At 39.8% G+C, this 12,105-nt stretch carries 14 protein-coding genes; all 14 read right to left on the reverse strand.

Going from position 1 to position 12,105, the window contains the following annotated elements:
- Positions 1-88: 88 nt before the first annotated feature.
- A complete protein-coding gene (locus CCAL_RS01265) occupies positions 89-547 on the reverse strand; it encodes a hydrogenase 3 maturation endopeptidase HyCI (protein ID WP_169937545.1) in 459 nt (152 codons plus the stop codon).
- A gap of 67 nt (positions 548-614) precedes the next feature.
- A complete protein-coding gene (locus tag CCAL_RS01270; protein ID WP_169937544.1) occupies positions 615-959 on the reverse strand; it encodes a formate hydrogenlyase maturation HycH family protein in 345 nt (114 codons plus the stop codon).
- The gene (locus tag CCAL_RS01275; RefSeq protein ID WP_170015178.1) at positions 956-1,780 is read right to left on the reverse strand and encodes an NADH-quinone oxidoreductase subunit B family protein; all 825 of its coding nucleotides are present in this window, start codon (positions 1,778-1,780) and stop codon (positions 956-958) included. Before CCAL_RS01275 ends, CCAL_RS01270 begins: the two co-directional genes overlap by 4 nt.
- A gap of 10 nt (positions 1,781-1,790) precedes the next feature.
- Positions 1,791-2,330: a formate hydrogenlyase complex iron-sulfur subunit gene (locus tag CCAL_RS01280; protein ID WP_170015176.1), complete on the reverse strand. Its 540-nt coding sequence runs from the start codon at positions 2,328-2,330 to the stop codon at positions 1,791-1,793.
- A complete protein-coding gene (locus CCAL_RS01285; protein WP_170015174.1) occupies positions 2,327-4,063 on the reverse strand; it encodes a hydrogenase large subunit in 1,737 nt (578 codons plus the stop codon). The genes CCAL_RS01280 and CCAL_RS01285 overlap by 4 nt, the downstream gene beginning before the upstream one ends.
- Before the next feature lie 2 nt (positions 4,064-4,065).
- A complete protein-coding gene (locus tag CCAL_RS01290) occupies positions 4,066-5,541 on the reverse strand; it encodes a hydrogenase 4 subunit F (RefSeq protein ID WP_172285024.1) in 1,476 nt (491 codons plus the stop codon).
- 2 nt (positions 5,542-5,543) lie between these two features.
- Positions 5,544-6,188 carry a hydrogenase 4 membrane subunit gene (gene hyfE / locus CCAL_RS01295; RefSeq protein WP_172285025.1) on the reverse strand — a complete coding sequence of 215 codons (645 nt, stop codon included), beginning with the start codon at positions 6,186-6,188 and terminating at the stop codon, positions 5,544-5,546.
- 1 nt (position 6,189) lies between these two features.
- Positions 6,190-7,110, reverse strand: coding sequence for a respiratory chain complex I subunit 1 family protein (locus CCAL_RS01300; protein ID WP_172285026.1), 921 nt, complete (start codon positions 7,108-7,110; stop codon positions 6,190-6,192).
- Positions 7,111-7,119: 9 nt separating this feature from the next.
- Positions 7,120-9,087, reverse strand: a complete 1,968-nt coding sequence (locus CCAL_RS01305) for a proton-conducting transporter transmembrane domain-containing protein (RefSeq protein ID WP_172285027.1) — start codon at positions 9,085-9,087, stop codon at positions 7,120-7,122.
- Position 9,088: 1 nt separating this feature from the next.
- Positions 9,089-9,652 (reverse strand): 4Fe-4S dicluster domain-containing protein, encoded by a 564-nt coding sequence (locus tag CCAL_RS01310; protein WP_170015166.1) that lies wholly within the window; start codon positions 9,650-9,652, stop codon positions 9,089-9,091.
- Positions 9,639-9,809, reverse strand: coding sequence for a hypothetical protein (locus CCAL_RS01315; protein WP_170015164.1), 171 nt, complete (start codon positions 9,807-9,809; stop codon positions 9,639-9,641). Before CCAL_RS01315 ends, CCAL_RS01310 begins: the two co-directional genes overlap by 14 nt.
- Positions 9,810-10,160: 351 nt before the next feature.
- The gene (locus CCAL_RS01320; protein WP_170015162.1) at positions 10,161-10,574 is read right to left on the reverse strand and encodes a tetratricopeptide repeat protein; all 414 of its coding nucleotides are present in this window, start codon (positions 10,572-10,574) and stop codon (positions 10,161-10,163) included.
- Between the two features lie 151 nt (positions 10,575-10,725).
- On the reverse strand, positions 10,726-11,229 hold the full coding sequence (locus tag CCAL_RS01325; RefSeq protein WP_170015160.1) for a chemotaxis protein: 504 nt from the start codon (positions 11,227-11,229) through the stop codon (positions 10,726-10,728).
- Between the two features lie 87 nt (positions 11,230-11,316).
- On the reverse strand, positions 11,317-12,081 hold the full coding sequence (locus tag CCAL_RS01330; protein WP_169937522.1) for a DUF4198 domain-containing protein: 765 nt from the start codon (positions 12,079-12,081) through the stop codon (positions 11,317-11,319).
- Positions 12,082-12,105 lie beyond the last annotated feature (24 nt).

Genomic DNA, 12,105 nt, shown 5'->3' on the forward strand with positions numbered 1-12,105 from the left:
ATAAAGTTGTGAACAAGAACCTTTTGTTTTTAACTACAAATTTATAAAACAAAAGTATAAAGACCAAGATTGCTACTTGCAATCAAATTTAACCCAAATCCGCCTCATTTAAATTCACATCAATTTCTAAAATTCGCTCAAAAGCCCTTTGTGCCGAGGCTTTAGCGCTATCACTTAACCCCTCCTTAAAATCAATTACATTTTCAAGAAGCACATTTATGCCTAAAAATATCGTTTTTTCACAGATGTTTCTAAGATAGCTTAGTAACACCGGAGTTGGGAGATTGTGCGTTGAGTAGATGTAGTCTCTCTCATCGCTTAAATCAAAAAATTCAACCCCGCTATCCTTAAAACCACTCATCGCATCGACTACGATGATGATATCCGGAGCAAATTCTCTGATATCTTTAAAGCAATCCTCGGGCACATCCTCTCCGTAAAATACTCTCCAGCTTGGAGAATTTGCCTCTATGATGCGTCCGACTTCGTTGCCCACGTCATCATCTCCGCGTAGTGGATTTCCTATGCATAAAAGTGCTTTTTTCATTAAATTTCCTTTTGCTTACTTCTTAATGCGCTAATTAAAACTTGCTTGCAAAGCATAAATTTAAAAGCTAGAAGTCCTTTCTTATGACCAAATAGCCTTCACGTAAATTTGATAAAATTTCTTTTAAGCTACATTCGCAAAGCTGAGGTATTAACTTTGCGGCGTGTTCTCTAAAAATTTCAACTTCAAAATACTTACTTAAATTTCCTATCTTAAATTTAACGTATTCGCCGGAATTTTTTATAATTTCATCAAATTCCTCTTGGCTAAGCTCACCGACTTTCTCGCTAAAGTCTATCGTCCCAACACCGTGTCCAACGCAAGTTGAAAAGAGCTTAATGTCCTTAAGCTCTTTTGGCATCTTTTCGTTTTCGTCCATGTGTCTTTTTGTGAGTTTGTAAATTTGTATCATCTTTTATCCCAAACTTCTTTGTTAAAGTCTATTGTATGGCTTGGATCGGCGCTTGCGTATTTTATATATACGCTATTGTGAAGTCTTGCCATGCACTCTGCATATCTTGGGTCTTCTTCACGGTGGATAGCCTCTATCATAACTTTAGTCGTGACATCTGGGTTTTTTACATCGCTTGAACCTTTGATAGCTTGCATGTATTTAGCAAAGAGTTCGCGACCAAATACATAACTCATAAGCCGTTTTGCTTCAGCTTGCAAATCTCGTTCAAAAAGTATGTCGCCCATTATGGACTTTTCTACTTGCGGTGCTTTTGTCGTGTCGTTTTCATAGCTTTTTTTCTGTAATTTTTGATCAATTATCCCAAGTGCCATGCCAAGCCCATATATCACACCTGCCGGGTGAGGAGGACAGCCCGGGATATATACATCAACCGGTAAAACTTTATCTATACCGCCCCAAACACTATATGCATCGTGAAAAATTCCTCCGCTACTTCCGCATGCGCCAAGAGCTACTACTATCTTAGGATCAGGAGCAGCTTCATAAGCGCGAAGAAGAGGATAATACATCTGTCTTGTTACTGGGCCAGTGCAAATGAGAATGTCGGCGTGGCGAGGATTTGCGACTAGTTTAAAACCAAATCTCTCTGGATCCCACATAGGTGTGATCGCTGCAAAAATTTCTATCTCGCAACCGTTGCAACTTCCGCAGTCTATACGATAAACACTAAAGCTTCTTTGGATATTTTTTAAGTGCTCTAGCTTTGCGGTTAGGTCATTTGCGTTTTTTATATCTTCAGGAACTTGATATAAACTCATCTTATCCCCCTTACTTCACTATCATATCAACGCCAGTGGTTAAATTTTTAACCGCCGTCGCTTTTTTGCATTCGGGACAAATTTGTAAATACTCTTTTGCCTCCTCAAATCTACCGGGCAATAAATTTGCCGTTTCTAGCTTTTGTGCTGCAAAGCCTATAAGTCTTTTTGGTGTAAAAGGCTTGCCGCAACATTTGCAAGTTTGCATCTCAAGTTCGCCTCTTTGTATAAGTGCGCTTTTATCAAATTTAACGGCTAGTTCAAAACTATCGCTAAGTCTAACCGCACCCGTAGGGCAAACCTCGTCGCAACGACCGCAAAATATACATCTAGCGCAGTCAAACTGCCAAATTAGCCTATCTTGTGTATCGTTCATCTTTACCTCGATCGCATTACTCGGACAAGCTATGCCACAAGCCGCACAGCCTATGCAAAGCTCATATGTATAGTGTGGCTGACCGCGGAAATTTGCATGAACTTTATATGGTTCAAATGGATAAGCGTAAGTCGCTTTTCCGTATTTTTCAGTGATGTCAAAAAGCTTCATCATCTTAAATCCTTTTTGCTAACCCCGCCTATTTGGCAGAATTTTTTAAGGTCTTTTTCCGTTAGAATTTTACTTTTTTTACTCCTAACATCAACTAGCGTCACACGTTCGGTGCATGAGTAGCAAGGGTCAAGCGAGCAAACGATAAGTGCCGCATCGGCGATGTTGTTGCCTCTAAATTGGTATCTTAGGCTTGGCCAGTTGTTATAAGTGGCGGCACGACATCTCCAGCGGTATACTTTTTGTGCGCTTCCTTGCATGATCCAGTGGACATTTTCACCGCGCGGTGCTTCGTCATGACCTAGGGCAAAATTTTCCGGTCGTATCATGGTTTTAGGATCTATCATGATAGGAGTTTGAGGCATTAGCTCAAAGCATTGACGAATGATACTAATAGACTCTTTTAGCTCTTTATATCGCACCATCTCACGACTAAATACATCGCAACCATGCTCTACGGCTACTTTAAATTCTAACTGTTTGAAGAAGTCGTAAGGATGATCGTATCTGTTATCGCGTTTAAAGCCGCTTGCTCTCATGTTTGGACCAACGGGACTAAAATCCCTTGCTATTTGACGATCTAAAATCCCAACGCCTTTCCAACGTTCTATCTGACGTTTATCTTCCATGACGGCATCCCAAATTTCATCTATTTGAACTTCGAGATTGTTGATTATTTCGATAGATTTTTTGATCTCGTTGTTTGTCATATCGCGCCTTAAACCGCCCATGATAACGTTGCCGTAAGTCTTTCTACCTCCTGTTACAAGTTGGGCTAGCTCCATGGAGTATTCGCGCACTCTAAATATATGCATGAAAGCGTTATAGTTGCCGGTAACCTCGCATGCTAAGCCGATATTTAAAAGATGGCTGTGAAGACGCTCGATCTCAAGGCAAACTACGCGTATAGCTTGTGCACGAAGAGGAATTTCAAGGTTGATCGCCTTTTCTGCAGCCTCTATACAAGCTATCGCGTGAGCGTAACCGCAAATTCCACAGACTCTCTCTGCTAAGTATCCCATTTGGTCGTAGTTCATGCGGTTTTCTGCTAGTTTTTCCATACCTCTGTGTTGATAAAACAGGCGGTAGTCGGCGTCGATTATCTCATCTCCGTCGCAAAATAACCTAAAGTGTCCGGGCTCGTCACTTGCTACATGAAGTGGTCCAAGCGGAACATCAACTACGCTATCTCCGCTAGGAAACAAAAATGCAGCATCAGGCTCGTCTTGATGAGCAACCGGATCTGGTCTGTAACGATAATCCATCGCATCTTTGCGAAGAGGATGAAGTCCGTCCGGCCAGTCGTCGGCTAAAACCAAACGTCTTTTATCAGGAAGCCCCTCTGCTCTAAGGCCAAACATGTCAAAGGCTTCTCTTTCATACCAAACACATGCAGGAACATGTGGAGTAACGGACGGAAAAGTCGGATCACTTGCAGGGATAAGCGTCTTAACAGTGATAAAACACTTATCTTGGGCTGCAAAATCATCATCTTCGCTCATCTTGCCGCCTTCCATTGAAATAGCGTAATAAAGTGCGAAGTTGCCGTTTATCTCGCGCTCGTCGTTTGGTATCATTGTGCTTAAAAAACCGCCTATGTCATAATAAAGCGTTTTTACGGCAAGAGGCAGGTCATTTCTATCTACCAAGACCGTTACTTGGTCATCTGCTTGATGTGTAACCTCTAGCACTTTTACTTTCGTTCTTAAAATTTCTATAAATTTATCGCCACGCATCCTCAACCCCTCATTAAAATTTTGACACCGTTTTCAACCAAGGTGTAAAAGCTATCTACATGCCATACGCCAAAAACGATGATGAGCACACAAAGTGCAATAAGCGGTAAATTTTCCATTAAGCTCATCTCTTTTGCATGAACAACCACATCTTTTGGCTCGCCAAAACTCGCCATGTTAAAGTGTGAAAAGTCAGCTATAAAAATGATAGCAAGAGCGATAGCAAAAAGTCCTACCGCTATGAATTGACCGCTTGCGATAGCGCCCTTAAAGACTAGAAATTCGCCAACAAATATCGCAAACGCAGGCACGCCTACTAGCGAACAAACCGACGCACCAAAAAGTATCGTCGTGATCGGAGCTATCTTTATCATACCGCCCATTTTGCTCATGTCTTTATGACCATAAATTCTTGCGATATTGCCTGTTGAACAAAATGCTAGCGCCTTAGTGAAGCTGTGAGCTAAGCAGTGAAATATCGCTGCAAATAGACCAAATTCTCCGCCTATACCAAGGGCAAATGCTATAACGCCCATGTGAACTACTGAGTGATAAGCAAACATTCTTTTTACGTCATGCTGTCTAATTAGAAAAATTCCCGCCACAAAAAGCGTGATAGTGCCAGAAACTAGCATAACACTTTGAACAAACTCAAAGCCGACCGCCTCAGCCGTAACTGCGTAGTATCTAAATAGCGCAAGCATGGCGCATTTTAAAAGAACACCTGAAAGTAGAGCCGAGATAGGCGCAGGGCCTTGTGCGTGAACATCGGGCAACCAAGTGTGAGTTGGAGCAAGTCCGGCTTTTGTTCCAAAGCCTATTAGCGCAAAGATAAAAATAAGCTTTGCAGCATCGCCATTTAGGTCTTTGGCGTGATCCATTATGCTTGTCCAAAGCATAGCGTGCTCACCGTTGCCGATATTTGAAAAGGTTGCTGAATAAAGTAATACCGTAGCATAAAGCGCAAAGGCAAGACCGATAGAGCAAAGCACTATGTATTTGTATCCGCTTTCGGTTGATTTTTGGTCTTTGTGTATAGCAACCAAAAACACAGAAGCTAACGTTGTAGCCTCTATAGCCGCCCACATAAACGCAACGTTGTTGCAAATAACGCTTAGACTCATTGTAAATACAAATACATGGCTAAGCGCATAGTATTTTTTAAGATCGCATAAATTTATATGACCCTCTTCAAATTCCCATTTCATATAGGTTGTAGAGTATAAATTTACTAAAAATCCAGTAACTGCTATAAGCACCAAAAACACGCAACTTAAACTGTCAAGAAACAAAAAGCTATCATAGCTATATAGTGTTTCTCCACCAAGCACCTTGCATACATTAGCAAGCAAGACTGCTGAGGTTATGGCTGAAATTATCACATGAAGTGTGCTTAAGATCCCGAAATTCTTAGGACTTAAAAATATTATCAATGCACCAAGGAGCGGTAGGATTAGTATTAAAGTTAAACTGTCCATCTTTAACCCCTTAAATTTGAAGCTTTAGAAGTATCAAGGCTGTTGTAGGCTTTGTAAAACCTAACCGCTAAAATACTCATTATAATAACCGCGAAGATCGCGTCCGTTAAGATACCAAGCTCAACTAACTCGTGTGAATTATAAGCCATAAGCGCAAGGCTTAAATGGATACCGTTTTCAAACAAGCAGTAGGCTAAAATTTGTTTAATAAATGAATTTCTAAGCATAAAGCCAAAAATTCCCATCATAAACACTGTTCCAGCCGCTATAAGCAAAATTTCTTCTTTTATAAGAGAGAATTCTAAAAAGATATTATGTATGCTCATGGCAATGGCAAGGCTAAAGCCCATCGCTATAATCGGACTTACGAAAAATCCCCCTACAGGCTCGTCTTCACTTATTACATTTAGCTTTCTTATAAGCCAAAACAAAATAGCCGGAACAAAAATAACCTTTGTAAAAAAGGCTACGACTGCCCAAGTGCTAAGTTGTTGTGCGCTAAATTCTGACGCAAGTAGGAAAAATATAGTAACCAAAAGCAGAGTTTGCACGGCATAAATCGCCACCGAAGCTTTTAAATTTCTAAGTCCAAATACCGCTAAAGAGGTTACGATCATGCAAATCGCTAAAAAGTCTATCGTTGCCATCTTAAGCTCCTACTACATAAAGTGTTAATGCTATAAAAGAAATAGCAAGTGCCGCTAGAGCGTTTTTACGCATGCTTGAGGTCATTCTAAAACGAGGACCGAAGTTGTCTATAAAGACGGCTGCTACGTAAAACACTCCTGCTTTTAAAACAAAGATGATCAGCGCCAGTATAGGGTTGTTAAAATTCCATGGTTCAAATATCGTTAGAAACAAACCTATCATTGCGAATTGTTTTAATATAAGCGCGGCTTGAACAAGTCCTAAGTCGCTACCGGCGTATTCGCCAAGTAAGCCCTCTTGAAGCTCTTGTTCGGCTTCCGCTAGGTCAAACGGCTTTCTGCCCGTTTCAACATACATACACCATAAAAATGCTATCGAAGCAACGGCAAAGCTTGGAATTTGATATCCGATAGCTCCTGTTTTTACAAGTTCTTGTATGGTTACTAAATTTGAAGTGCCTGCAGCTAGCATGACAACTATAAGACACATTATCATAACAGGCTCGACATAAACGCCAAGCATCTGCTCTCTGCCGCCACCTGTTGCCGCAAACGGGTTACCGCTATCCATAGAGGCTGCACCAAATACAAAACGAAGTAGTGCTCCAAGATATATGATGACAAAAATATCTGAATACGCACCATATCCCATGTTTTGATTATAAGTTATAGGTATGGCGGCAAGTATTGCAGCCGAAGTTGCAAATAAAAAGAACGGAGCCCATCTAAATACCCAGTGAGAGCATTCAGGCACTGTTCTGCCGCGTTTGAAAAGTTTTATAATATCGCGATATGTTTGAAATATATCGCTACCTTGTTTTGACTGGAGTTTGGCTCTTAGTTTTCTTGCCATGCCGTCAAATAAAGGAGCGACCAAAACGATAACCACGACTTGAAGTATCATTAAAAGTATAGTTTGCATCTTAGCCCCCTAAACCAAAAAATAACCGATGGCAAGGATAGCGCATAGATAAATTAGTATATAAAGCGCATAAACATTTGTGTATCCACTTTGAACTATACCGATCTTATCGGCTATCTTTTTGCACCACTCGATGATAGGGTTATATATCAGTCCCCACCAGATATCTTGCGGGTGATTGTGATACTCTACCGGTGAAAAATATCCGTGTGAAACGACTTTTTTATGTCCTTTAAATAACCAATCCATAATCTTTCTAAGATCGCCCGTAAAAGGACCGCCTGTCATTTGCATACGTGAGCTATACTTAAAGCCACAAGCCCAAGGGTCTGTCTCTCTAGGGGTTGTTCTGTTTGCTTTCATTACGGCAAGTATTACAAAAGGAAGTATCATGGTTGAGCCAAGCACTATAGCTATAAGCGGAGTTGAAACATAACTTCCCATAGGAGAAACTATAGCTGTTGAGCCCAAACTCGCGTCGTATCCGCTAACGGTTATTGAATTTACAGCTTGCATTATATAATCAACTATAACATTAGCTCCTATGCCAAAACCAACACAACCTATCATCAAGATAACCATGCCAAGCACCATTCCTATCGGACTCTCTTTTGCATTATCCCAAATTTTCTTATCTCTTGGGGTTCCTGCAAATATTACCGCGTAAAGTTTTAGGTGCATACCGACTAATACTCCGGTAAGTGCTAGTGCGACTACGGCTAGAGTAAATGAATACCTTACGATAACTCCATCACCCATTGCGCCTTGAAGCATGCCTTGATAAGTAAGCCACTCTGAAACAAAGCCGTTTACAGGAGGAAGAGCGGCAATACCCATAATACCTATGAACATACCAATGCTAGTCCAAGGCATCTTTTTGGCAAGTCCGCCAAGCACATCCATATCTCTTGTATGTGTAGCATGAAGCACCGATCCCGCGCAAAGAAACAGCAAACCTTTAAATATAGCGTGGTTTACTACGTGATAACAACCGGCTAAAAATCCTATCGCTGCCAAAGTCGGGTTAGAAGCCGCTATACCGTAAATTCCTGTGCCAAGTCCTAGCAAGATGATACCTATGTTTTCTACTGAGTGGTAAGCAAGAAGGGCTTTATAGTCGTGTTGGCAAAGAGCATATAAAACGCCAAATAACGAACTTGCGGCACCAAGGAGCAAGATGGTAAGACCAAAATATGTGCTAAGCGGTAAAAATAGAGTAAATTTAACAAGCGTAAATAAAGCCACTTTTATCATAACTCCGCTCATTAGAGCAGATACATTTGACGGAGCCGCCGGGTGAGCAAGAGGGAGCCATACGTGAAACGGCCACATACCGGCTTTTGAGCCAAATCCAACCAAAAAAAGTGCGAACGTAACAACAGAGGCGGTAAATGGCATACTAAAGTTTACCCACTCGCTAAATTCCGCACTTTTGGCGTAATAAGCGATGATAAGCAAACCGCATGTGATACAAAACGCACCAACTTGCGCTATACCAAGGTATATCATAACCGCTCTTAGCGTGCCTTTGCCGTCATTTACTAGGATCAAAAATGATGATATAAGCGTCATAAGCTCCCATAAAACGATAAAGCAAAAGACGTTATTTGCGCTGATAACCAAAAGCATAGATAAGATAAATGTGCTAAACAAGCTAGCAAAGACTCCGACATTTGCTTTTTTGATGTATTCTTCCGCGTAGCTCATACCGTAAATACTGCTTGCAAAACCGATGAAAACAACAACAAAGCTAAAGAAATTTCCAAGCGGAGTTAGCGCAAAATTTGGAGCGTATAAGAAATTTCCGCCTAAGACGAAGCTATCGCTAACGCCCATATTGTTTACAAAATGATACATTGCATAAAAACAACTTAGTGCACTTAGTCCAAAGCCGACCTTGACGGCTAGTTTAGACGCATAATAAAGACACATGCTAGCAATCGCACTAACAACAAATAACATATAAACAGTTATCATCTCACGCCTCCTGTAAAATTTTTTGCATGAAAGCGTCGGTGATCTGAGAAGTCGCTCTTTTGCCTAGTTTGTGATTGTCGTCTTTTGGGCTTATCATCAAAAGCGCGCTTGTCGGACAGACTTCAACGCAAGCCGGTCCTTCCTCTCTTCCGTAGCACATGTCACATTTTATGGCGATATTTTTCGCACCTGCTTGAGACTCTACCTCAAGATAATACTTAGGCTCAACTGCGTAATTTACCGAAGGCATTAGCTCGGCATTTGAAGTGATAGCACCGTAAGGACACGCGATAGTGCATAGCTTACAGCCTATACATATCTCTTCGTGAAGCTCGATACAGTCATCGTTAAACCTAAGTGCTCCCGTAGGGCAGACATTTGCACAAGGTCCATCGTCGCATTGGCGGCATTGTGTCGGCATGACACCTGCTGCTTGACGAAGAACTGCTAGTCTTGCTTTAGAGAGTTTGCCTCGCTCATAAGCGCTTTTAAAACAGGCTGCCATGCATGTGGCGCAACCTATGCAGCGCTTATAATCGGCGATTACAAATTTATGCTGTTTCATAAATCCTCCTAGCACCGACATCGCTCGTTCCATCGAGTTTTTGTCTGTTTGATTTTAGATTTTTGTTAAAAATCACACCAAAAATAGATGAAATTTCATGCTCTATACTGAAAAATTTTTTTAATTTAAATTTATCAGGATAAAACCTAGTTTTCATCTTATTTAACCCCTTTCTATTAAATTTTCATGTCATTTTATATGAATTTATAGAAAATTACTGTCAGCTATCTGACATATTTTGTATTTTTTATACTAATATTGTTAATTTATATTATTTTAAGATAGTAAAAAATTAATACTTCTTTTGGCTTTTTATCGAAGAAAATATTGATAAATTTAAATTTAAGATATATTGGTCGTGTGTATTTTTTGTATATATAAGCATAAATTTCAAGTAAATTCTTAAAATAAAAATTTACTTTTTATTAATAAAAATATTTTTAAGTTTAGATATAAAATTTTTTAAATTTAAAAGGATTAAAAAGAGCCGACATAGGTCGGCTAAGAGTTATTCGTTAGGAACTAAAGCAAGGACATCGCAAGCTCTTTTGCTTCCTAGCTTGCAGGCTTTTTCAAGTGCGGCAGCCGAGAGGTCAAAGCTATGTTCGGTGCCGTTTCCTTGCAGATATTTTACCGATAGCTCGTAGCATGCTTCGCTACTTCCTTGTTCGCACTGTTTTTTAAACATCTTGTATGATCTAACTACGTCTTTTGAGATACCAAGTCCGCGTCCTAGTATGTCGGCTAAGAAAAAGCAAGATACTCTATCGCCAACGTAGCATTTTGCTTCAAGTGTGTCGGTAACGACTTTGCAGGCGTTTTCGTTGCTTTTTGTGATACAGCTTGTTAGACTTTGTTCGAAATTTTGGTTTGCGAATGCACTAAGTGATAAGAAAACGAGAGTTAGGAGGATTTTTCTCATATATGTCCTTTTTGTTTTATTTTTTGCGATGATAGCACTTTTTTGTTAATAAAACGAAAAGTAACCGTGGTTAATCATAGCGTAAATTTTGATTTAATATTTAAATTTATCCTAGCTAATCGCAAGCAACAATCAGCCTTAATACGTTCTTTTAGCTAAAAGAACAAGCCTTTTCTTCTGAAATTTTACCACCAAATTTAAGCTCCATAATCAAAACAAGAGTGTAGAAAATTTTCTCATCGTTTATCTTTGCTATCTCTCTTAGAGTTTGAGACTTGCTTTTGATATTTACTCCGCCGTTTTTTATGGCGTTAAACAGTTTATCCTCATCAAGCTCCATTTTTTTAGCAAGTTCTACGATCGTGTAGTTTTCAAGTGCTTTTATTAGCCTGTCCATGTTGCAAAAAGATGGGTTTTTGCTAGCGTTTGCAAGGTCGTAAAATTCGTTTAGAATTTTTATGAGCTTTTTTCTGTTGATGATAATATGAGGCAAGATAATAAAACCCAGTGTAAAGCCCAAAAATTTATGAGCCGTAGTCAAAGTATCGCTATACTCGCCAAGGCTAAATTTTACTCCGGAATATAGCAAAAAACAAACGGTAAAAAATATCATGAAAACAAGTGTAAATTTGTAAATTATCTTAAATTTTATCATTGTATTTCTCGCATATAAATTTAAGATATTTTACCAAAATGTGATAAATAAGCCCGCCATTGTAAAAATTTGACGGGCTAGAAGTTGTTATTTGTCTTTTACCTCAAGCGTAAGAGTTGCAAGAAGTATCTCTTCATCGCATTTGTTTTGATCTTTATAGTCTCTCTCGTGAGTTGCTTCAAGTAGCCATTTTCCGGGTCTTAAAGCTACGATCTCGATGATACCTTTTAGATCTGTTGTGCCGGAAAATGCGTGCTTATCTTGTAAAAATCCATCAAAAGTTCCGGTAACTTTGCCGGTTTTTAGCGGCTTGCCCTCTAAAAATACCTGCACTTTAAAAGGCTTATCTACTTTAATATCTCTTGGATCATCAAGCGGGACTATCTCGATAGTTTGACCGATAGGCTTGTGGATAAATTCGTCTTTTTTATCGCCAACGATCACGATTTGTTTAGCATTCATCACGGCAAGCTCGCAAAATGCGCTATTTTTGACGTTGTCTTTAGTGCCGTCCATGTGCCACTTGCCTTCACTGTCTTTTGTCCAAAACGTAGGTTTATAATCCCCCGCTAAAACATAGCTTCCGTTTGCTAGTTTTGAGCCTTGAAATTCGTAATTTGCTCCGTTTTGTTTTAGCTCGCTTTTTTCACCGCCGCTTTTAACTATATAAAGAGGATTAAAGAGTTTTACTCTATTTTCGGGGATGGCTTCAGGTTTTGGAAAGTCGTGTCCATAGCCGATATGAGCATTAAATTTATCCTCATTTGTTCCGCTTACCCAAAAGTCATGCGCCAAAACAGAGCAAAAGAGCCCACCTGATAATAAAATAGATACAGCCTTACTTAACTGCATAAGTTCCTCCTATTTTGAGAATTA

The organism is Campylobacter sp. RM6914, from assembly GCF_004803835.1.
Lineage (GTDB): Bacteria > Campylobacterota > Campylobacteria > Campylobacterales > Campylobacteraceae > Campylobacter_A > Campylobacter_A californiensis.